The sequence below is a fragment of the Prevotella pectinovora genome, from assembly GCF_041323955.1.
Lineage (GTDB): Bacteria > Bacteroidota > Bacteroidia > Bacteroidales > Bacteroidaceae > Prevotella > Prevotella pectinovora.
Window position 1 is genome coordinate 1,152,972 of sequence record NZ_JBGLIV010000001.1, and the last position, 22,949, is coordinate 1,175,920.

Here is a 22,949-nt window from a genome sequence, read left to right on the forward strand (position 1 = left end):
AAAATCTTATGAATAAAGTATTTACGACCTCAGCTTAAAGAGTTGTATGAGGCTCTTCACATAGTCTTCATTCGTAGCAATTGAGATATTGTCAGTATTGGTCTTGCTGAACAGTCTATCGAGTGACGCCCTCCTCTCCTGCCAATATTGGCGATGCGCCTGACGTAGCTTCTTGTCACTCGTGTCGATATACATCTCATGTGAAGTCTCGGCATCACATATCTTGATGAGCCCCACATCGGGCAGCTCTCTTGCGAACTGGTCGTATAGTTGTATAGCCACGACATCATGCTTCTTGCAGCACACTATCATCTGCTTCTCATAATCACCTCTGTAATAGAAGTCACTAAGAATGAAAGCGGTACAACGATGCTTCACGGCACTGTAAAGGAACTGGAGAGCACAGGATATATCTGTGCGCTTGCTCTCAGGATGAAAGTCAAGCATCTCGTGGATTATATACAATATGTGTTTTCTTCCTTTCTTGGGCGGGATATACTTTTCTATCTTGTCAGAAAAGAACACTACTCCAATCTTATCGTTATTCTGTATCGCACTGAAAGCCAATGTTGCCGCAATCTCCGTTGCCTTGTCACGCTTTGTCTGCATGCGGGTGCCGAAGTCAAGAGATGCGCTGACGTCGATAAGCAGCATTACAGTAAGTTCTCGCTCTTCTTCATACACCTTCACATATGGTGAATTCATCCTTGCTGTGACATTCCAGTCTATATCACGCACGTCATCGCCATACTGATATGCACGCACTTCGCTAAAGGCCATTCCTCGTCCTTTGAAGGCCGAGTGATATTGACCAGCAAATATATTATTGCTAAGTCCGCGAGAATGGATTTCAATCTTGCGGACCTTCTTCAACAAATCCTGAGCTTCCATCAAGGAACCTCCACTTTATTTAATATTTTACTTATGATCTCCTCTCCTGTCACGTTGTCTGCCTCAGCCTCGTAAGAAAGTCCAATGCGGTGACGCAATACGTCATATGCTACGGAACGTACATCCTCTGGTACCACATATCCTCTGTGATTGATAAATGCATACGCTCTGGCAGCTTTGGCCAGATTGATGCTGGCACGAGGGCTTCCTCCAAAGGTTATCAGAGGTTTGATATTCTCCAATCCATAACGCTCAGGATAACGTGTCGCAAACACGATATCTGCGATATACTGCTCAATCTTTTCGTCGAGATATACTTGATTTACTATTTTCCTGGCATTGAGTATCTCAGACGCTTCAACAACTGGTTTGATATCTGCCTTCAGACCATTGAGATTCTCCCTGATAATCTGCTTTTCCTCTTCGATAGTGGGATAATCAATTATCACTTTCAACATAAAACGGTCTACCTGCGCCTCTGGCAACTGATATGTTCCCTCCTGCTCTATAGGATTCTGAGTTGCCATTACTAGGAAAGGACTTGGCAGGTCAAATGTTGTACTACCGATTGTCACTTGATGTTCCTGCATAGCCTCGAGCAATGCGCTCTGAACCTTTGCCGGAGCACGGTTTATCTCATCTGCAAGAATGAAGTTTGAGAAGACCGGACCTTTCTTCACTTGGAAGCTCTCGGTCTTCTGTGAATATATCAATGTACCAATAACGTCGGCCGGCAACAGGTCTGGTGTGAATTGTATGCGGCTGAATTCCGTGTTGACGAGTTGTGCAAGGGTCTTGATGGCAAGGGTCTTTGCCAATCCCGGTACACCTTCCAGCAATATATGTCCATCGCTCAGCAGACCAATAAGCAGGCTGTCCACCAAGTGTTTTTGTCCCACAATGACACCTTCCATGCCACGCTTGATGCTTGTTATAAAAGCACTTTGCTGTTCAATCAGAATGTTTAGCTCTCTAATGTCTATAACTTCTGCCATGATTTTCGTTGTATATTTTGTTAAAATAAATGTTCCAAATCTCTTTATACCGCAAAAGTAATAATTTTAAATTCGGTTATAAGAGATTTAGAACATAAATAATATTAAAATGAGTTGACAGGCGCTTAATTTTAAGAAACTTTGTTATTCGCAGCTTTCTTCTTGAGTTTAAGTTTAGGAATATTTATAGTTTCCCCAACTTTAACCTCAGATTTGCCGTTATGCACCTGAAGGTAACATTCCATTCCCTCTCCAAGATAACGGCGTGCGAGCACCTTCATCGTTTGACCATCCTTCACTTTCACAGTTCTGTCGGTACCTTCTATCACATATGCCCCTGTCTTGACCATTCTTTTTGCACTTTGGATTTCAGAATTCTCAGTTTCTGAAATATGATCTTGTACATCTTTTATTTCAGCCTTCCCCCCTTTCTCAACATTGTCTTCCCCTGCAATATTCACCTTTGCGGCTATGGTGTCGGCAGCCTTTGATACTGCAGCCTTATGATAACCGCTTTTCTTTGATGGATAAGCCTTTTTGACAACCACAACTTTACTGGCAGGAACACTTCTTTCGTTTTTGCCTCCAAGATACAAACCCGCAACAAAAGCCGATGCAATGCTTGCCAACGCAAGCAACGACAAAAGAACAAGTTTCACATTTCCTGCTTTCTTATGCGCCTTTCTTGTGTCACCTTCAGGAATTCCTGAAGCAACATAAGCCATTTGAGATTGTCCTTGTGCATTTCGCCTCTCTGTTTCATCGCTAACCACGAATGGATCTTGTGACTTTTCCTTGTTGTCCAGGGCATTATTGTCGGAGTCAGGAAATGTCTCGTTGACAACATTCGCGCTATCACCAGCCTGCAGGGCTGACGGTGATGGCTGATTATCACTTGGATCCTTTTCCGTTTCTGATTCTGAATCTGGAGTTTCTCCAGAAACCAACGATAGTTCATCTTCAGTCTTGAAGGAAATGCGAGATTCTGCTTCATTATCAGCATGCACCAGAGCGTCTGTGTTGCCTGATTGTGAATTATGAGAGTCAAGAGTATCGGTTGAATTATTCAATATTACTTCTTCTTCAGTAGCAGCTTCAGATTCGGCTTCAACGATCCCGTCATCCGACCCAACTTCTTTCGCAATGTCTAATTCAGACCCGCAATGGCCATCATTCCCATAATCAACTGATAATCTGGAGTTTTCTCCACTAGCCGAAGTGTTATCGACTGTTGAATTATTCTCAGATTCACTATCCTTATTACCTATATTCCCGTTTTCTGCTTCTACGTTTTCGTTTGGCATACTTCCAAACTCAACTCCATCGTTCAACTCAACGGTTTCGAACTGTGAAAATGGCTTGTTCACCATTTCCTTCAGCGAATTCTCGGGTGTGAAAGTAATTTTCGTATGACCATCGATCAGCACCCTCTCGCCAGTATTCACGTCAACGCTCTCGCGGTCTCTGACTTCTATAAGCTTGAAAGTGCCAAATCCCTTTATCTTCACAAGTTTGTCAGCCTTTAGGCCATCATGGATTACGGCAAAGAAGGCATCAAGATAGTTCTCTGCTTCTGAAATTCGTATGTTCTTCTTTTTCGCGAGCTGACTGGCTATGTCTTTCATCAATATCTTGCCCATTTATTGAAGTCCTCCATTTTTTATTTTTTCTTTTATAGTGGACGAGGGCTTAAAGGAAAGTACCAATTTCGGTGGGACGAGCATTCTCTTCTTTGTGTTCGGCGAGACCATTATACGCTCCATACGTTTCTTGACTTCAAAAGAACCGAAGTTGCTGAATGATACAACGTCACCTTTTTGAAAACACTCGTTCATTACATCTACGAGCGTGTATGCAAACATCTGAGCATCCTCAGGATCCATGCCCGTACGATTAGCCACTTCAGAAATGAAACTTTTGTTGTTCATATAGTTTCTCCTTATACACATTTATGCCCTTCCCAATACGGTGGCATATACATCAAACTCTTCAGAACCGGTGATTTCGACAATGTAGAATCCTCCGATTTCCAATTCCATACCGTCATGGGCCTCGATAAGAACCTCCGGGTCAACCTCTGGTGAGGAGTATTCGCTGCGCGCAATGTAATAATCACCTTCCCTGCGGTCTACAATAACTTTCAGTTCTTTTCCTATTTTCTCAGCTTCGAGCTCAGCACTTATACGCTCCTGCACACGCATAAGTCTGTCAAGACGGCATTGTTTCACGTCGTATGGAACGTCATCTTTATAATGCTCTGCACTATATGTACCTTCTTCCTCAGAATATGCAAAGGCTCCCATTCGTTCGAATCTTGCCCATTTCACGAACTTCACCAGCTCGTCAAAATCCTCATCGGTCTCGCCTGGGAATCCAACCATCAACGTAGTACGGATGCAAATCCCTGGAACAGCCTCTCTGAGTTTCTCAATCAGTTTGTATGTTTCCTGGCTTGACGTGTTGCGCCGCATCGCAGTCAGCATATGGTCAGAGACGTGCTGCAAAGCGATGTCGAGGTAATTGCAGACATTATCGTGGTTTCTAATTACATCCAACAATTCAAACGGGAAGTTGTTTGGATAGGCATAATGCAATCGTATCCATTCCACTCCCTCAACATTTGCCATTCTCTCCACTAGTTCAGCGATGCTTTGCCTGCCATAGAGGTCCACTCCATAATACGTAAGTTCCTGAGCGATAATCTGGAACTCTTTCACACCCTCCTTGACGAGAGTTTCCATCTCTGCAATTATATCTTCCATTGGGCGGCTCTTGTGCTTTCCTGTGATGATAGGTATGGCACAATACGCACAATGACGGTCACATCCCTCACTGATTTTTATGTATGAATAATGAGCTGGTGTGGTCTTTTGTTTAAATGATCCGTCCGCACATGACGATACGGTTGCTTTCTCGCAGACAAATCCCTTTGCGGCTCCCAAATCATCAATCAGATCCTTGAAGTCGAATTTGCCATAAAACTTGTCCACCTGTGGAATTTCCGCAGACAATTCTTCTCTGTAACGCTGTGACAAGCAACCCATTACAAACAATTTATCAAGCAAGCCTTCATCCTTAGCTTGAGCGAATCGGAGAATCATCTCTATGCTCTCCTCTTTTGCGTCGCCTATAAATCCGCATGTATTTATTATAGCAATCTCTCCCTCAGGATGGTCGCAGTCATGGGTACATGTGTAACCGATTCTCTTGAACCGTCGCATCAGGGACTCCGTATCAACAAGATTTTTGGAGCACCCCATGGTTATGAAATCTATCTGATTGCGTATCACTTGTCTGTATCGAATAATGAGTCTACGAATTGTTTCTTGTCAAAAATCTGAAGGTCGTCAACACCCTCTCCGAGTCCTATGTATTTCACTGGCACTTTGAGCTGGTCTGATATTCCTATCACTACGCCGCCCTTTGCAGTACCATCGAGTTTCGTTATGGCCAGGCTCGTAATCTGAGTAACGGCAGCAAACTGTTTTGCCTGCTCAAAGGCGTTCTGTCCTGTAGAGCCGTCGAGCACGAGCATCACCTCGTCCGGTGCGGTCGGTATGAGTTTCTTCAGCACATCCTTTATTTTCTTCAGCTCGTTCATTAGTCCCACCTTGTTGTGTAGCCTTCCTGCCGTGTCAATAAGCACCACGTCAGCATCATTAGCCATAGCAGAGCTTAACGTGTCGTAAGCTACGCTTGCTGGGTCTGCACCCATCTGTTGTTTTACTACAGGCACTCCGACTCTCTCTCCCCAGATGCACAACTGCTCTACGGCAGCAGCCCTGAACGTGTCGGCCGCTCCGAGATAGACTTTCTTTCCTGCGTTTTTGAACTGTTTTGCGAGTTTTCCGATTGTCGTGGTCTTCCCCACTCCATTCACTCCGACAACGAGCACGACGTATGGTTTGCGACCCTCCGGCAGGTTCCAGTCCGTCACATCATTGCTGTCATCGAGGAGCTTTGATATTTCATCTCTCAGAATACCGTTCAGCTCAGAGGTGGAGACATACTTGTCTCTTGCCACACGCTCCTCTATACTGTTTATTATTTTGATGGTAGTGTCTACCCCCACGTCGGAAGTTATCAACACTTCCTCCAGGTCATCAAGCACTTCGTCATCAACCTTAGATTTGCCTGCCACCACATGAGCGAGTTTTGAGAACACGCTCTGTTTTGTTTTTTCGAGTCCTTTGTCAAGGGTCTCTTTATTTTTCTTTGTGAATAGTCCGAAAAATCCCATAATGATATTTTATATTATGCTACAAAATTACGCAAAAAAGCTCATTTCCACAAATAAAAAACCAACAAGCTAACGAAAAAAGGGCTGCAACCTGTAATTGCAGCCCTTAATATCATTTAAGAGATAGATTTATTTGAAGAAATCTTTCACAGCCTCATTGGGAACCATACGCTCATCGAAACAATAGGCACCTGTCTTGGGGCTCTTTACCATCTTTATAACCTTTGTATATGCGCGACCATCGTTTGAACCATCACGAAGGGTGGCGACTGCTTTCTTTGCCATTTTCTAATGTATTTTATTAGATTATTTAATTTCTTTGTGGAGAGTCATTCTCTTGAGAATAGGATTGTATTTCTTCAGCTCCATTCTCTCAGGAGTGTTCTTGCGGTTCTTGGTCGTTACGTAACGACTTGTTCCCGGCATTCCGCTCTCTTTCATCTCAGTGCATTCAAGGATTACCTGAACGCGGTTGCCTTTAGCCTTCTTTGCCATTGTATTATTCTCCTATAACTTTTATATCTTTCCAATCACAATAGCCCTTAGATACAGCCATCTTGAGAGCTGCATCAAGACCAGCCTTGTTAATCAGACGAAGACCTGCAGCACTAATCTTCAGACTAATCCAGCACTGCTCTTCTACATAATAGAATTTCTTATTAAACAGATTTACGTCAAAGCTGCGCTTTGTGCGATGCTTTGAGTGGGATACGTTATTACCCATCTGGGCTTTCTTTCCCGTGATTTGACAAATTTTAGACATTTCTATCTACGTTTTTTGTTGTTTCCTTTTGATACTTATTCCAAACAGGGTGCAAAATTACAAACTTTTTCCGATTTAGCAAAGTTTTCCTACTTCACAGTTATTAAATTAAGTTTTTTTTACGTTTAAACGCTGCTAATCCATAACTATTCAAGTTATCAAGCGATTATAACCATCTGACCGGAATAGTGTCATCATAATATAATGGACAAAGTATATGTCAATATCAGTAGATTGCAGCGCTCCAACTTACTCTTTCAAGCCTGTGCATCACAGGCAAGGAGAATTACACCTCTACCGCGGATATCGTAACGTCGGTAAACTGGTCCATATAATCTATGACGCGCAGTTTGTCGTTCGACCCACGCTTTACTTTAAGGTGAAGGTTTGCCTCTAGGAATTCTCCCTGTGATGTACGCCGCTCCTTTATCTCATACGACCTCACGTCCATGCCGTCGTGCCGCATTTTTGCTATAAGCTGTCGGATGCTTTCTATCGAAGGTGCGGAAAAGGACAGATCAACCACCGTAGAGCCGAGCTGCGGAATCAGGGCATTTATCACTTCGAGACCGAACAGCACCATTACCGTGGCAATGGTGGCGGCCAGATACATTCCCGTACCACAAGCCAGTCCTATGGCCGCCGTCACCCACAAGCCGGCTGCCGTTGTGAGTCCGCGCACCACGTTTTTCTGAAAGATGATTGTTCCTGCTCCGAGGAATCCGATGCCCGACACGACCTGTGCCGCCACACGTGATGAATCCTTCAGGTCGAAGCCGAAACCGAACTGCGACACCACGCAAAACAGCGCACTACCCAACGCCACGAGGAAATGGGTGCGGAATCCTGCCTCCTTGGCTCTATACTCCCGCTCTATGCCTATCGCTCCTCCCAGCACAAGGGCGAACGAAAGACGGATGGTCAAATCTACATATGAAGCTTCCATAGCTAATATCAAGAGTTTATCAAATCAAGGCCTGCCACAATCGACATGGCGAGCATCCAGATGCAAATTTACTAATAATCGGGAACAATACAAACTTTCATGACGTGAAAAAGAACGACACGGTCGAAAAGCGAATCGAAAAAAATGCGTTTCCATCGGCAGGCTGCCAGAGGTTGCTGTTGTCAGAATACCCGATGAAATCAGGCAAAAGCCAATATGTGGCCGAGCATCAAGCATAACCGCATATTGGCTTAAACCATTATATTTCACAATTGTCTGCAGGATTTCGCCTGCAAGTATTGTTTTGTCAATCCAGTCCGAGAGATTTCTTGATTGCCTCTATCTTTTCGTCGGCAGCCTTGCTGCAGCGCTGGTAGCATCCAGCACACTTCATCGTGTCTTTAACTTCAAGATAGAATTTGATTTTAGGCTCTGTGCCGGAAGGACGGACGCTGACCTTTGTCTTGTCGTCGCAGAACCACTGGAGCACGTTGCTTGTGGTCGGCATATCGAGTTTCTCCACGGTTCCGTCTGCCTTCTTTGCCTCCAGTGTCTTGTAGTCTTTCCAGAGCACCACCTTGCTACCTCCGAGCTCTTTAGGAGGATTGTTGCGGAAGTTCTCCATCATCTGCTTGATTTCATCGGCTCCGCTCTTTCCCGGGCGAACCACATTGACTGTGAATTCCTTTGAGAATCCGTATTCGAGATATATCTGCATGAGCAGGTCGTAGAGCGTCTTGCCCTGGTCTTTTGCCCATGCTGCGATTTCACAGATGAGGCATATTGAAGCAGGAGCGTCCTTGTCTCTCACCTTGTCGTAAGGCAGGAATCCGAAGCTTTCCTCTCCTCCTCCGATATAGTCTTGCTTGCCCTCAGAGATGGCTATTTCGCGTGCAATCCACTTGAATCCGGTGTAGCAGTCTCTGAGTTCCACATTGTTCTTCTTTGCTATCTCGGCGATGACTTCTGTCGTCACAATAGTCTTCACGAGATAGTCTGTAGGCTTCAGCTTGCCCAGTTTCTTCTTGTTTTCTATGATGTAATAGCAGAACATCATGCAAGTCTGGTTTCCGTTGATGATCACCCACTCTCCCTTGTCGTCGCGGCATACTATAGCGAGGCGGTCGGCATCAGGGTCGGTGGCCACCACGAGGTCGGCATTGAGCTTTGTTCCGAGTTTCATTCCGAGAGTCATGGCCTCGGAATTCTCCGGGTTTGGCGACACTACAGTGGGGAAGTTTCCGTCTACCACCATCTGCTCCGGCACGACGTTGATATTCTGGAATCCCCATGAGCGCAGGCAGAGAGGCACAATCACCCTACCCGTTCCGTGCATTGGCGAGTATACGATATTGAGGTCTTTCTGTCGGTTGATGACGTCCTGGTCTATCATTGCCGTGTGAACAGCCTGCATGTAGTCATAGTCCATTTCTCCGCCGATTATCTTGATGAGATCCTTGTTGGCTTCTGCCTTCACGTCTTCCATCTTCACTTTGTTCACCTCTTCGATGATTCCTGTGTCGTGTGGCGAGAGCACCTGTGCTCCGTCGCTCCAGTAAGCCTTGTATCCGTTGTACTCTTTAGGGTTGTGGGATGCTGTCACATTCACTCCTGCCTTAGCTCCGAGCTTTCTTATGGCGAAAGATATTTCCGGTGTCGGGCGCAGGCTTTCGAAGAGGTAAACCTTTATACCGTTGGCTGAGAATATTGCCGCCACGGTCTCGGCAAAGAGTCTGGAATTGTTTCTGCAGTCGTGGCCTACCACCACGCTCAGTCCCTCTTCGCCGGGGAATGCTTTCAGGATATAGTTTGCGAATCCCTGTGTCGCCATTCCTACAATATACTTGTTCATGCGGTTTGTTCCGGCTCCCATGATGCCTCTCAGTCCGCCTGTACCGAATTCCAGGTTCTGATAGAAAGCGTCAATCAGCGCCGATTTGTCTTCAGCGTCGAGCATAGCCTTGACTTCTGTGCGTGTTTCTTCGTCGAAAGCCGGAGAAAGCCACTGCTTGGCTCTCTCTTCACACAATGCGATGAGTTCTTTGCTATTTTCCATAATTGCTATTTTGTTTTAGATTATTGTTTTTAGACTGTCTGAAAGTTGCCGTCTCCGAAGAGTGGCTGTAAACATGCCCATTGCAAAGATAGTGCATTTTATCCAAGTAGAAAAACAATTATGCATGCATTATTCAAAAAAAATGCAAAAAGAAAGGGCGCCCCGCATTTCTGCGAAACACCCGGGATGCATCATAGTATATAAAGGTTAGTTTCGTTAAGGCAGCACAACGCTTGTCCTTGGGGCGTCGTCATACGATTCCCTGTTCCGTCATCGCCTTTGCCACCTTCAGGAAAACCAGCCGTTCGATGATATTTGGCCTGTCGAACTCAGGACGCTTGTTATATGCTTGGTTACTGAAAAAAATCTCACTTATATATATGTAGTCATGTCTTTTATAGTGCAAAGATACACTAAATATCAAAAACGCCAAACATTCTTCAAGTATTTCATGGCAATCAACGTGAAAACGTAAGTATATTTGACTGATTTGATAAATTAATTTACAAAGTGCCTTGACAACGTGCCATTTTTCAACTAACCGACGCTAAGAGAAACAGAATAAACTGATTTGACATACAAACAGACGGGGTAAACAAACTGGCGGGAATCAAGACATGAAAAACGCCAGAGAGAGAATAACCAGAGGGCAATGGATAGAAGTAGCCAAGAGACCACCGAAGAGCAGGGACCAGCAGACAACTGACAGAAGAAATAAACAAGCTGGTGGAGAGGACCAGCCAAAGGGGTATTTACGAAAAAAGGACGAGGGGCAAAATAAACGCCCTTCGTCCTTATAGCAAATATAAATTTTCCATGACAGACCTCCACTGTCGCTTGCGCCTGCATGGCACGTCTGTCAGAATCCTTTATCATTCTTACAGAATAGTCTTCACAGCCTCGAGCATACCCTTCTCCTGGATGAGGTCGAGGTCTTTCTTCACGAGCTCTGCAAGTCCTGGAACTGTCTTGTTCAGGTCCTCATGCCAGATGTAGTCGAATGCGAGCACGCCTTCAGCCACCTTCTGTGTGTCACCAGTAGCCCAGAGCTCCTGCAGCTTCTCGATTATCTTAGCGTCATCGTTTGGCTTGATTTCTGCTCCGTCTTCGCGCACTCCACCTTTATAATATGTGATGATGGCAGCCAGACCGAACACGAGTCCCTGTGGGAGTTCTCCCTTTCGTTCGAGGTAAACCTTCACTCCTGGCAGGTCGCGTGTCTCATACTTAGGGAATGAGTTAAGCATGATGCTTGTCACCTGGTGGTCAACGAATGGATTCTCGAAGCGCTCCAGCACGTCAGATGCGAACTGCTGCAGCTCGTCCATAGGCAGGTTTAGAGTCTGCATGAGTTCTTCAAACTGCACTTTGTGTATATACTTGCCGAGCACAGGATGCTCGCAAGCGTCGCGCACGATATTCACTCCGCTCAGATAAGTTACAGGGCTCAACACGGTGTGAGGGCCGTTGAGCAATGTCACCTTGCGCTCGTGGTATGGCTTCTCGTTGTCTGTGATGAGCACGTGGAGTCCAGCCTTGTCTGCCGGGAATTCTTCCTTCATCTGCTCCACGGTCATGTTCTCTGCCTTCTCGATTACCCAGAGGTGGAAGCTCTCAGCCTTCACCACGAGGTTGTCCTTGTAGCACACCTTCTGCTGGATTTCGTTGATGGTGTCGCGTGGGAAACCAGGCACGATACGGTCTACGAGTGTTGCGCATACGAAGCAATGGTCGGTAAACCAAGCTTTGAATCCCTCGTAGTCTGCCCCCATGTCCTCTTTCCAGAGTTCGATATACTGGTAGATGCATTCCTTGAGATGGTGTCCGTTGAGGAAGATGAGCTCGCAAGGCATGAGAATCATTCCCTTTGATGGGTCTCCGTCGAAGAACTTATATCTGTGGAAGAGCAGCTGCACGAGCTTGCCTGGATATGAAGATGCAGGAGCGTCGGTGAATTTGCAGCTGTCGTCGAAGGCTATACCTGCCTCTGTGGTGTTCGAGATGATGAATCTCATCTCCGGCTGCTCAGCGAGAGCCATGAAAGCCTGGTTCTGTGAGTATGGGTTGAGGGCGCGACTGATCACGTCGATGCGCTCGAGTGTGTTTACCGGCTGTCCGTTTTCCTTTCCCTGAAGGTTCACGTGATAGAGGCAGTCCTGACCGTTGAGCCAGTCCACCATACCGCCTGCCAATGGCTGAACCACTACTACAGAGCCGTTGAAGTCTGTCTTCTGGTTCATCTTCCATACGATCCAATCAACAAACGCACGGAGGAAGTTTCCTTCGCCGAACTGGATGATTTTCTCTGGCATTACACTTTTTGGCGCAGTCCTTTTGTTTAAAGCTTGCAATTTCTTCATGATTTGTATTTAGTTAATTGATTATTAGTTTCAGATTAATTGCCGGTTTCAGCTTTTCTTCTTTGAAATCCTTTGCAAATTTAATGTTTTTATAATTGAGCCGACATGGATTTGCAATCTTTTCGTCGAAAAAAATACGAAAAGGTTTGCGCAATCCATGCCGGTCGGCCTTGTCGTTACATGGCAAACACGTTGAAACCTCCGTCTACCACGGCTACCGTGCCCGTGACGAACTTCGCCGCATCGCTCATCAGATAGTGTATCGTGCCGCAGAGCTCCTCGGGGTCGCCCATTCTTCCGAATGGAGTCTGATGTATCACGTCTCTGCCTCGCTGCGTGTATGTTCCGTCGGGATTGGTGAGCAGGTTGCGGTTCTGCTCCGTGATGAAGAATCCCGGGGCTATGGCGTTCACTCGTATTCCCTCTCCGAATTTCTTTGCGCATTCAGTTGCCATGAATTCGGTGAAGTTGCTGATGCCCGCCTTTGCAGCTGCATATCCGCAGACGCGTGTGATTGGTCTGAAGGCTGCCATCGACGAGAAGTTGATGATGGAGCCCTTTCCCTGCTTCACCATCGGCTCGAGGAACACCTGTGTAGGTATGACGGTTCCCGTGAGGTTCAGTTCCAGCACTTTCTGGAAGTCTTCCACCTCGAGGTCGAAGAAGTTTCCTTCTGGCGCTATCACGGCTCCTGCCATGTTTCCTCCTGCGGCATTGAGCAGCGTGTCGATCCGTCCGTATTTTTCGAGTATGTCCTTGCAGTTCTGTTTCACGGTCTGCTGACACATCACGTCGGTCTTCATGAATTCACAATGTCCTCCCTCTGCCGTGATGTCGGCAACGATTTCGGCTCCCACATTTTCCTTTCTGCCGAGGATTATCACTTTCGCGCCTTCTTTGGCGAGATATTTTGCTATGGTGCGTCCGAGCACTCCCGTGCCTCCTGTTATGACCACCACATAGTCTTTGATGTCAAATAGTTTGTTCATGCCTTTGTCGTATTTTATGCTCCTGGCGCCATTACGGCCGGTCTGGAGCTTGATTTGATATAATGATAAGAAATGTCTTAGTCTCCGCTGCTGCGGTTTACCACAATCCCGGCTGTCGGTATTCCTTTCCGAGCTCTCTGTCAACGGTTGCTATGATTCCCTGCACCTGTCCCATGGCGAACATCCGTCCCAGGAAGCTGTATCCGGCGTTGTAGCCCCGGTTTTCGTCGCCGAGCATTGTCATTCCGTGGTCCACTCTCATCGGCAGCTTCCCGATGTTCGGGTTGCCGGAGCGTCTTGTCTCCTCTTTCTCGAAGATGCGCGCCAGTTCTATCAGGTCTGCGCGGCCTCCCAGATGCGAGGCTTCGGTAAAGTCGCCGTTGTCGAACACGTGGCATGAGCGCAGATGTACGAACCACGTGCGTGAACAGTATTTCCTTGCCAGTTCCACCACGTCGTTGTGTTGTCCTGCCGAGAGCGACCCTGCACAGAAGGTGAGCCCGTTGTGAGGATTGTCCACCGCTTCGAGAAACCACCTGATGTCCTCGTCAGAGGTCACGATTCTTGGCAGTCCGAGTATCGGGAATGGAGGGTCGTCGGGATGCACACACATATACATGTCATACTCCTCGCATGTTGGCATTATGGCATTGAGGAAGTATTTCATGTTCTCTCTGAGCTGCTCTTTGGTGATTCCCTTATACAGGTCGAGCAGCTGGCGGAAGAGCTCCACGGGATGTTCGTCGTCCTCCTTTATGTTTCCGCTCACGAAGCCCTGTGTCTTCACTATGATGTTCTCCACGAGCTTGTGGTTGTCTTCAGCGGTCATGGTCTGCTTCATCTTCTCCACCTCTGCCGCCACGTCCTGCCAGTCCTTCTCTGCCCCCTGGCGTTTCAGTATGCAGATGTCGAAGTAAGCAAATTCCGCCCTTGAGAAGAAGAGGTTCGTGGTGCCGTTAGGGTTGGGGTGGCTGAGGTCGGTCCTCGCCCAGTCGAGCACGGGCATGAAGTTGTAGCAGATAGTATGTATGCCCTCGAGCGAGAGGTTCTTCAGGCTCTCCTTGTAGTTTTCTATCAGCCGGTCGCGGTCATCTCCCGCATACTTTATGCTTTCCGACACAGGCAGGCTTTCCACCACCGACCACCTCATGCCGTAGCTTTCGATATATTCTCTGAGGTCTCTGATTTTCTCTCTTGTCCACACCTCTCCGTTTGGCACGTCATGAAGCGCGGTGACGATTCCTTCCACTCCTATCTGCCTGAGCATGTCGAGTGTTATCTTGTCGTTCTTGCCGAACCATCTCCAAGTTCTTTCCATTTTTTGATTATGTTTTAAATTTGCTGAATAGCTATTTTAATATTGGTCAAATAGCGTTTGTGTAAACCATGCCTGACATGGCTGATTATGCATTGCAAAGATAGTGCTTTATTTTCCAACTCCGCCCCGCGAGCCGTTAATAATAGTAAAAATAATGTATAAACTTTGTTCTCTCGAAAAGAAAAGATACCTTTGCATTACAAAACAATAATTCATTTAACAATAAAAACATTTAAAGAGATGAAAAAGCTATTGTTCACAACGATAATGTTGTTTGCGCTTGTCGCCACCGCCTTTGCCCAGAGCGACGCCAGAATAAGTTTTGATGCCACCACCTTCAACTTCGGCACGTTTCCCGAGTCAAAGCTGCAGACCCACGTGTTCACGTTCAAGAACACGGGCACGGCTCCACTCATCGTGAACCAGGCCGTGGCAAGCTGCGGATGCACCGTCGCCACATACACCAAGAAGCCCGTAGCTCCGGGCGAGAAAGGCGAGGTGAAGGTGACCTACAACGGCAAGGGCAAGTTTGAGGGCCACTTCAAGAAGAGCATCACCGTGAGGACAAACGGCACTCCGGAGCTGGTGCGCCTCTACATCGAGGGCAACATGACCACCGACGGAGCGAAATAACCCCCACCGAAGGAGCAAACGCAAGCATACGATTACTTTTTTATGAATATCAGACACATCATTCTCCTTCTCTTCCTCGCCACCTGTGTGGGAGCTTCTGCCCAACACCCCTTCAAGACGAGAAAGAGCAAGGCGAAAGACACCCTTATAGTGAAAAGCTACGCCGACTCGCTGCTCTCGGCCAGGGAGAGGATATATGCCGCCCCCGACAGCTGCACAGAAGCCGACGGACGTCTCTTCCGACTCTTCTCCCCCACAACATTCTATCATTCCGTGGCGGGCGACTATCTCGGCAGCAAACCCATAGACGACCGCGACATGGCTATCGACATGGCGCTGATGAACGTCTACCTTAACAAACCCCGGTTGGTCACAAAGAGTGAACGCTCGCTCAGGCGCATGGGCGAGATACACGAGGAGATGAAGACTCCAATAAGAAAAAAGGAGATGCTCGTGAGCAGAGCCGACGACGACGTGATAGACAACGCCGGCTTAGACCTTCCGCTGGAGATAATCGTGAAGAAACCGAACTTCTGGAAGTATCAGGGCGAATACTACCTGCAGATGCTCCAGAACTACGTGTCGTCAAACTGGTATAAGGGCGGCGAGAGCAACTACTCCATGGTGGCAAGCGCAATAATGCAGGCCAACTACAACAACAAGCAGAAAGTGAAGTTTGACAACAAGCTGGAGATGAAACTGGGCTTCCAGACATCGCGCGGCGACACTCTCCACAGCTTCAAGACCTCGGAAGACCTCATACGCTACACCGGACGACTCGGACTGCAGGCATCCAAGAAATGGTATTACTCACTGCAGCTCATCGCCTACACACAGTTCGCACGCGGATTCAAGAGCAACGACGCCACGGTATATTCCGACATCCTCTCGCCTCTCAACGTCAACGTGTCTGTCGGTATGGACTACAACGTGGTGTGGCTCAACAAACGCCTCACCGGAACCATACAGATGGCTCCGCTGGCATACAACTTCCGCTACGTGGGACGCAAGGCGCTCGCCACACGCTACGGACTGAAAGAGGGCGACCACACGCTCAACGACTTCGGTTCGGAATGCACGATAGACCTCACATGGGCTTTCGCGCCGAACGTCAAGTGGAAGACCCGCCTCTACGGCTACACCACCTACAAGCGAGCCGAACTGGAATGGGAAAACACGCTGATGTTCCAGTTCAACAAATACATATCCTCAAACGTCTTCGTCTATCCCCGTTTTGACGACGGCGCCAAGCGCGATAAAGACCACGGATACTGGCAGCTGAAAGAATATGCATCAATAGGATTCACGTATTCGTTCTGACAAAACGGGCTTGTGAGAGAAGAGGTTACACCCATCTGACAAGTTCCGGATACAACGGCACAGAAAGAGAAGACCCAATCGAGTAGGAGGTAAACACTTATCAAAGGTGTTTATCTCCTACTCTCGTGTTTACCGGCCTTTCACACCACCGCACATGCGGTTCCGCATACGGCGGGTCCTATTTAGTGGTAAAATTTTCAATCCGGAAGAATATCCGGAACACAGAGCTACGACAACTTCATGAAAGGAAACAAGGGAGGAATCACTATCGCAACTTTCTTCCAGATGGCAAGAGATCTGGCAAATGTGGACCTCTAGGAGATGGCAAGGGAAAGAGGGAAAAGAGAGGAAGAAAGTACCAAAAGTACCAAAAGTACCAAAGTACCAAAGTACCATAAGAACAATATAAAATGTAATAAAAAAGATAATATATTGATATATAACAACTTAGACAAAAGTACCATACTCCATTGGAACTTTGGGACTTTGGGACTTTTGGGACTTTCTTGTAAAAACTTTTCTAACGGCTATACATTCTCCGACAAGTTGGATACGGAAGACCTACCTCCCATACTCAATAGAATCATGCAGCTACACGACGACGTGGTGAGCCGCGACAAGATGATAATCGGAACGCTGAACATCGTTTCGGGCCTAATCGGAGCGGCAAGCGGAACGCCGGACATGCCCTCGGGAGTTTACGGACTATACGACGGCAGGAAGGTGTATGCTCCGCTATACAACATACTCTTTGCCAATGCCGGTTCGTCGAAAGGCGACCTGAACTTCTGCCGACAGCTCGCCAAACCGCTGAAAGACGAGATGCGACGGGAATATGAGGGAAAGAAAATGGAATACGAAAGGCTGATGGCGGCATACGAGGCGAAACGGAAGCAGAAAGCGGCGGAACAGAAGCGCAAAACGGCGGGACAGAGAATGCAAACAACAGATTGGCTGACCACAAAACACCTCTTTTTATATGAACAACAACAGCAGACGCCCCTACAAGTCATGCTAAACAAGAATTAACTAACCGACGGGGAATATATTTGTTTTTCTCAAAAATTATGCTTATCTTTGCATTATATAAAGAGCTGCAGAAAGCAGACCGGCGCCACGAGGCTGCATTTGGAATCCCACAACCCCCCAAAGCCCTGTATGCCATAGGAATACAGGAAGACAGGCAATCTCGATGGCTCAGGCATACAAACAACATTTCAAACATATTCCAATAAGCAATATGGACAATAATATAGTCAACAACGAAATCAACAACGAAACCGGCAACGGATTCCCCACCAGAAGGCACAGAAGAGCCCAAGGCAGGGGCAAGTTCTTCATGCTCAGAAACATCCTCAACATAATTTTCATCATAGGGGCAGTGGTCGGAATGCTCTGCTATTTCTTCAAGAACGAAGAGATTGGAATCGTGATCGTACTCGGAGCCATGGCCTTCAAAATGTGTGAATGCGTAATCAGACTGGTGAAATGAAATTGAAAAGAATACTCCCCGCCCTTATGCTCTCGTGCACCTTCCTGACGGCACAGGCGCAAGATCTGCACAGGATAACTGACAACGACAACGCCACGGACGACCCGGCATACAACTTCGGAGGAAGGAAGGACTCGACGAAAGTGAAGGACAAGATCGTGCCCAAGGGTCTGAGCGTGTGGACCGTGGACGAGAGATTCGGCGACAGGACTTCCTGCACGCCCGACACCGCCTCACACATGTTCATGAACACCATCTTCACCTCAGGACTCCGTGGCGAATACAACACCACGGGCAACCTGGGAGCCCCCCGCTACAACCGTATCTTCATAGACAACCCAACGGCAGGACAGTTCCTCTTCACACAGCCTTACAGCTTCTTCAACAAGCCCGTGGGCCAGTTCCTCTTCACCAACACCCTATCCCCCATCACAAACATCAGCTACAACGAGTGCGGCGACAGGTCGAACGGAGAAGATCACCTCAAGGCTCTCTTTGCCGTGAATGCCGGGAAAGACTTCGGGGCAGGCTTTAAGTTCGACTATATCTACGGCCGCGGCTACTACCAGAACCAGAGCACCTCTCACTTCAACTACTCCATGTATGCCTCATACCTCGGAGAGAGATACAACGCACACCTGCTCTTCTCGCTCAACCACCAGAAAGTGACGGAAAACGGAGGAATCACAGACGACCGCTATATAACCCATCCGGAGATGTTCGACGACGACTTCAGCGAGAACGAGATACCGACCGTGCTCGACCAGAACTGGAACAGAAACGACAACCAGCACATCTTCTTCTCCCACCGCTACAACGTTGGCTTCAGCCGCAAGGTGAAAATGACCGAAAGCGAGATTCAGGCAAGGAAATTCGCCATCGAATCGAAGAAGGAAAACGAAGAAAGGGAAAACAACGGAGCTAAGGACGGCAGACTCTCACAAGGCAGGAGCAATGACGACAAGACATTCGGACGCCCCGAAAACTCCACCATAGCAGGCGACGAGCCCTACGAGGAGAAAAAAGGCAACCCGGCGGCTGACAGAATCACCGTGGACGGGAAGGCGGCAGCCGACAGTCTGTCAGCTCTGGAGGCTAAGAGGCAGCAGGAGGAGCAATGGATGAAAGATGAATACGTGCCTGTAACGAGCTTCATCCACACACTCAGCTTCGACAACTACAGGAGGATTTACCAGGCTTACCAGACACCAACAGACTTCTATGCCGACACCTATGACATGGACCTCAGACTGGGCGGCGACTCCATCTACGAAAAGACGCGCCACTACTCGCTGAAGAACACCCTGGCGATTGCAATGCTCGAGGGATTCAACAAATGGGCAAAGGCGGGACTCAAGATATTCGCCACCTCGGAACTGCGCCATTTCTCGCTCCCCGCACCCACAATGGGCACCGACTCATACAACGAGCACAACCTGAGCATAGGGGCGCAGATGAACAAGACACAGGGCAGCTTCCGCTTCAAAGCCACGGCTGAGGCAACGCTCACAGGAACAGACGCAGGACAACTCAAGCTCAACGGACAGACCGACCTGAGGCTGCCGCTACTGGGCGACACGCTAAGAATCGACGCCAAGGCAGGAATGGAAAGACTTGTGCCCACGTTCTACTACAGGCACTATCACTCAAGACACCTGTGGTGGGACAAGACGCTTGACAAGGAAACGAGGGCCAACCTCGAGGGTGTGCTCACCTTCAGCCGCACAAAGACAAGGCTCAGAGTGGCGTTCAGCGACATCAAGAACTACGCATATTTCGCACAGCGATACACGATAACCGAAGGCTACGGACGCACGGGAAACACCGTGGAGCCGCTGCAGCACACAGGAAACATAACGCTGCTCACCTTGCAGCTCGACCAGAACTTCAGGTTCGGACCCGTGTTCTGGGAGAACAACGTGACCTACCAGAAGTCGAGCAACCAGAACGTGCTGCCCGTGCCGGAGCTAAACCTCTACACCAACCTATATCTGAGATTCAAGATAGCGAAGGTGTTGAAGGTGGACCTCGGAGCTGACATGAGATATTTCACCAAATATTTCGCACCAGACTACAGTCCGGCACTCGGACAATTCACCATTCAGGACAACGGAGAGCATAACGTGAAGACAGGCTCCTACCCCATCGTGAACGTTTATGCCAACATGCACCTGAAGCAGACCCGCTTCTTCATAATGATGAGCCACGTGAACGCAACTGACGGAAACGCCTTCCTCACACCACACTACCCCATCAACAAGAGGGTGCTGAGATTCGGACTCTCGTGGAACTTCTTCAACTAAGGAGTCTTGTAGTACTTCTTCAAACAAGAAGCCATGTGGAACTCACCTCAACCGGAATGTCCCGGGGAACGCCTTCAACCGGGAAGCTATACCGACACAGACACAATACGATAAAGAACAATAGAACAAAACAATACAACAAATGCCACAAATATCAGAACGCGGACTGGAAATGCCGGAGTCGCCAATCAGAAAGCTGGCGCCCCTGGCTGCAGACGCAAAAAAAAGAGGAATCAAAGTATACCACCTGAACATCGGACAGCCAGACCTGCCTACACCGCAAGTGGCAATTGACGCGATAAAACACGTGGACAGGAAGATACTGGAATACTCGCCCTCGCAAGGCTACAGAAGCTACAGGGAGAAACTCGTGGGCTACTACAGGAAATACGGCATCAGCGTGACGGCAGACGACATAATAGTGACCTGCGGAGGAAGCGAAGCCGTGCTGTTCGCCTTCATGTCGTGTCTGAACCCAGGCGACGAGATAATAGTGCCAGAACCGGCTTATGCCAATTACATGGCGTTCGCAATATCGGCAGGAGCCAAAATCAGAACCATAACCACCACAATAGAAGAAGGGTTCTGCCTGCCGAAAGTGGAGAAATTCGAAGAGCTCATAAACCCCAAGACAAGGGCAATACTGATCTGCAACCCCAACAACCCCACAGGCTATCTATACACACGCCGCGAAATGAACCAGATCAGAGACATGGTGAAGAAACACGACCTCTATCTCTTCTCCGACGAGGTGTACAGAGAATATATCTACACAGGGTCGCCATACATCAGCGCCTGCCATCTGGAGGGAATAGAGCAGAATGTGGTGCTGATAGACTCCGTGAGCAAGAGATACAGCGAGTGTGGCATCAGGATAGGAGCGCTGATAACGAAAAACAAGGAGGTGAGAAAGGCTGTGATGAAATTCTGTCAGGCGCGCCTCTCTCCGCCGCTGATAGGACAGATAGCGGCAGAAGCCTCGCTCGACGCGCCGGAGGAATACAGCCGCGACGTCTACGACGAATACGTGGAAAGGAGGAAATGCCTTATCGACGGACTGAATAGAATACCGGGAGTGTATTCTCCGATACCGATGGGAGCATTCTATACTGTGGCGAAACTGCCCGTGGACGACAGCGAGAAATTCTGCCGCTGGTGTCTGGAGGAGTTCAGCTACGAGAACGAAACCGTGATGATGGCTCCTGCAAGCGGATTCTACACCACACCCGGAGCCGGCAGAAACCAAGTGAGAATAGCTTACGTGCTCAACAAGGAGGACCTGAGAAAGGCATTGATAGTATTACGCAAGGCACTGGAGCAATATCCGGGCCGGGCAGAAGATGATTGAAACAAGAAAGAAAAAGAATAAAGAATGAATTTCCCGTTATTCATAGCCAGAAGGCTATACTCTGAAAGAGGCGAAAACAACAAGGTGAGCAAGCCTGCTCTCTATATCGCCACGACCGGTGTCGCTCTGGGACTGGCCGTGATGATAATCAGCGTGTGCGTCATCCTGGGATTCAAACACACCATCCGAGACAAAGTGACAGGACTGGGAGCCCACGCCACGGTGGCAAACTTCGTCTCCCTGCATGGCAGCGAGCAAAGGCCGATAGATTATTCTGACAGCATCAGAAACGTGCTGAAGAAAACACCGGGGCTGAAATCCATGCAGAGCTTCGCCATGACCCAGGGAATACTGAAGACGGACAGCGACTTCATGGGAGTGGCATACAAGGGAATTGCAGCCGACTACGACACGGCGTTCATTCACTCCTGTATGACCGAAGGGAGCATACCCAGATTCAGCGACAAGTCGAGCGGGAACAAAATTCTGATTTCCAAAAACATAGCCACAAAACTCAGGCTCAAGACCGGCGACAGGGTGTTCTCTTATTTCATAAACAACGGAGACATAAGGGTGAGAAGATATACCGTGGCTGGTATCTATCAGACCAACATGACGAAGTTTGACGAATCGCTCTGCTTCTGCGACCTCTATTCTGCCGTAAAGCTCAACGGATGGAGCCAGGGGCAGGTGTCGGGAGTGGAACTGCAGCTACACGATATAGCCAACGTGCCGATAGCAGCCAGATATCTGGTGAAGAACGTGAACAGACAGGGCGACAAATACGGAGAGACATATTCGTCGGAAACCGTATATGAAATGTATCCGCAGATCTTCTCATGGCTCGACCTGCTAGACCTCAACGTGTGGATAATCCTCGGACTCATGATCTGTGTGTCGGGCATCACGATAATTTCCGGACTCCTCATCATCATACTCGAGCGCACACGCATGATAGGCACCCTAAAAGCTATGGGATGCAGAAACAGGTCGGTGAGAAACATCTTCATCTGGTTTGCAGCCCTCGTCATCGGGCGAGGACTCATTCTGGGAGACATCATCGCTCTGGGACTCGTGGCGCTGCAGAAATACACCAAATTCGTGAGCCTCGACGCATCAGTCTATTACGTGGACTACGTGCCCGTGGAAATCAACGCGCCATTGATCCTGCTCATAAACGCGGCAACCCTGGCAATATGCCTCCTCGTGTTCATAGGACCAAGCTACATAGTGTCGCACATAAACCCCGTGAAGACGATAAAATACGAATAAGCAAAACGTTTGGTCAATACTGA

General features: G+C 48.2%; 21 protein-coding genes. 7 read left to right on the forward strand and 14 right to left on the reverse strand.

Annotated elements, in window-relative coordinates:
• Positions 1 to 21: 21 nt before the first annotated feature.
• The 14 genes from ACDC99_RS04540 to uxuA all read right to left on the reverse strand — a co-directional run bounded on the left by ACDC99_RS04540 (position 22) and on the right by uxuA (position 14,558).
• Complete coding sequence (locus ACDC99_RS04540) at positions 22 to 891, reverse strand: DUF58 domain-containing protein (RefSeq protein WP_042519654.1); 870 nt, start codon at positions 889 to 891, stop codon at positions 22 to 24.
• Positions 891 to 1,886, reverse strand: a complete 996-nt coding sequence (locus tag ACDC99_RS04545; protein ID WP_022316479.1) for an AAA family ATPase — start codon at positions 1,884 to 1,886, stop codon at positions 891 to 893. Before ACDC99_RS04545 ends, ACDC99_RS04540 begins: the two co-directional genes overlap by 1 nt.
• 131 nt (positions 1,887 to 2,017) lie before the next feature.
• Positions 2,018 to 3,526, reverse strand: coding sequence for an HU family DNA-binding protein (locus ACDC99_RS04550; protein WP_370755980.1), 1,509 nt, complete (start codon positions 3,524 to 3,526; stop codon positions 2,018 to 2,020).
• Positions 3,527 to 3,814 carry an HU family DNA-binding protein gene (locus tag ACDC99_RS04555; protein ID WP_288574176.1) on the reverse strand — a complete coding sequence of 96 codons (288 nt, stop codon included), beginning with the start codon at positions 3,812 to 3,814 and terminating at the stop codon, positions 3,527 to 3,529. It lies immediately after the preceding gene.
• A 21-nt stretch (positions 3,815 to 3,835) separates the two neighbouring features.
• Positions 3,836 to 5,176 (reverse strand): 30S ribosomal protein S12 methylthiotransferase RimO, encoded by a 1,341-nt coding sequence (gene rimO / locus ACDC99_RS04560; protein ID WP_022316482.1) that lies wholly within the window; start codon positions 5,174 to 5,176, stop codon positions 3,836 to 3,838.
• Positions 5,173 to 6,126, reverse strand: a complete 954-nt coding sequence (ftsY, locus tag ACDC99_RS04565; RefSeq protein ID WP_022316483.1) for a signal recognition particle-docking protein FtsY — start codon at positions 6,124 to 6,126, stop codon at positions 5,173 to 5,175. Before ftsY ends, rimO begins: the two co-directional genes overlap by 4 nt.
• A gap of 129 nt (positions 6,127 to 6,255) precedes the next feature.
• Complete coding sequence (locus ACDC99_RS04570) at positions 6,256 to 6,411, reverse strand: DUF4295 domain-containing protein (RefSeq protein WP_022316484.1); 156 nt, start codon at positions 6,409 to 6,411, stop codon at positions 6,256 to 6,258.
• Positions 6,412 to 6,432: 21 nt separating this feature from the next.
• A complete protein-coding gene (rpmG, locus tag ACDC99_RS04575; protein ID WP_022316485.1) occupies positions 6,433 to 6,621 on the reverse strand; it encodes a 50S ribosomal protein L33 in 189 nt (62 codons plus the stop codon).
• 4 nt (positions 6,622 to 6,625) lie between these two features.
• Positions 6,626 to 6,889: a 50S ribosomal protein L28 gene (rpmB, locus tag ACDC99_RS04580; protein WP_022316486.1), complete on the reverse strand. Its 264-nt coding sequence runs from the start codon at positions 6,887 to 6,889 to the stop codon at positions 6,626 to 6,628.
• Positions 6,890 to 7,175: 286 nt separating this feature from the next.
• A complete protein-coding gene (locus ACDC99_RS04585) occupies positions 7,176 to 7,835 on the reverse strand; it encodes an MgtC/SapB family protein (RefSeq protein ID WP_370755983.1) in 660 nt (219 codons plus the stop codon).
• A gap of 307 nt (positions 7,836 to 8,142) precedes the next feature.
• Positions 8,143 to 9,891, reverse strand: coding sequence for a phospho-sugar mutase (locus ACDC99_RS04590; protein ID WP_042519658.1), 1,749 nt, complete (start codon positions 9,889 to 9,891; stop codon positions 8,143 to 8,145).
• Positions 9,892 to 10,769: 878 nt separating this feature from the next.
• Complete coding sequence (locus ACDC99_RS04595; protein WP_022316490.1) at positions 10,770 to 12,251, reverse strand: tagaturonate reductase; 1,482 nt, start codon at positions 12,249 to 12,251, stop codon at positions 10,770 to 10,772.
• 176 nt (positions 12,252 to 12,427) lie between these two features.
• Positions 12,428 to 13,240, reverse strand: coding sequence for an SDR family oxidoreductase (locus tag ACDC99_RS04600; RefSeq protein ID WP_022316491.1), 813 nt, complete (start codon positions 13,238 to 13,240; stop codon positions 12,428 to 12,430).
• A gap of 97 nt (positions 13,241 to 13,337) precedes the next feature.
• Positions 13,338 to 14,558, reverse strand: coding sequence for a mannonate dehydratase (gene uxuA, locus ACDC99_RS04605; RefSeq protein ID WP_022316492.1), 1,221 nt, complete (start codon positions 14,556 to 14,558; stop codon positions 13,338 to 13,340).
• Positions 14,559 to 14,798: 240 nt separating this feature from the next.
• On the opposite strand from uxuA, the gene ACDC99_RS04610 reads away from it, so the two are divergent.
• The 7 genes from ACDC99_RS04610 (at position 14,799) to ACDC99_RS04640 (ending at position 22,926) form a co-directional block, all read left to right on the forward strand.
• Entirely contained in the window at positions 14,799 to 15,191 is a 393-nt protein-coding gene (locus ACDC99_RS04610) for a DUF1573 domain-containing protein (protein ID WP_022316493.1), read from the forward strand.
• Between the two features lie 42 nt (positions 15,192 to 15,233).
• A complete protein-coding gene (locus tag ACDC99_RS04615; protein WP_370755986.1) occupies positions 15,234 to 16,511 on the forward strand; it encodes a DUF3078 domain-containing protein in 1,278 nt (425 codons plus the stop codon).
• A gap of 585 nt (positions 16,512 to 17,096) precedes the next feature.
• Positions 17,097 to 17,540, forward strand: coding sequence for a DUF3987 domain-containing protein (locus tag ACDC99_RS04620; RefSeq protein WP_370755988.1), 444 nt, complete (start codon positions 17,097 to 17,099; stop codon positions 17,538 to 17,540).
• 211 nt (positions 17,541 to 17,751) lie between these two features.
• Complete coding sequence (locus tag ACDC99_RS04625) at positions 17,752 to 18,003, forward strand: hypothetical protein (RefSeq protein ID WP_022316997.1); 252 nt, start codon at positions 17,752 to 17,754, stop codon at positions 18,001 to 18,003.
• Positions 18,000 to 20,306 (forward strand): putative porin, encoded by a 2,307-nt coding sequence (locus ACDC99_RS04630; RefSeq protein WP_370755990.1) that lies wholly within the window; start codon positions 18,000 to 18,002, stop codon positions 20,304 to 20,306. Before ACDC99_RS04625 ends, ACDC99_RS04630 begins: the two co-directional genes overlap by 4 nt.
• A 142-nt stretch (positions 20,307 to 20,448) precedes the next feature.
• Complete coding sequence (locus ACDC99_RS04635) at positions 20,449 to 21,654, forward strand: pyridoxal phosphate-dependent aminotransferase (protein WP_042517444.1); 1,206 nt, start codon at positions 20,449 to 20,451, stop codon at positions 21,652 to 21,654.
• 24 nt (positions 21,655 to 21,678) lie between these two features.
• Complete coding sequence (locus ACDC99_RS04640; RefSeq protein WP_022316994.1) at positions 21,679 to 22,926, forward strand: ABC transporter permease; 1,248 nt, start codon at positions 21,679 to 21,681, stop codon at positions 22,924 to 22,926.
• Positions 22,927 to 22,949 lie beyond the last annotated feature (23 nt).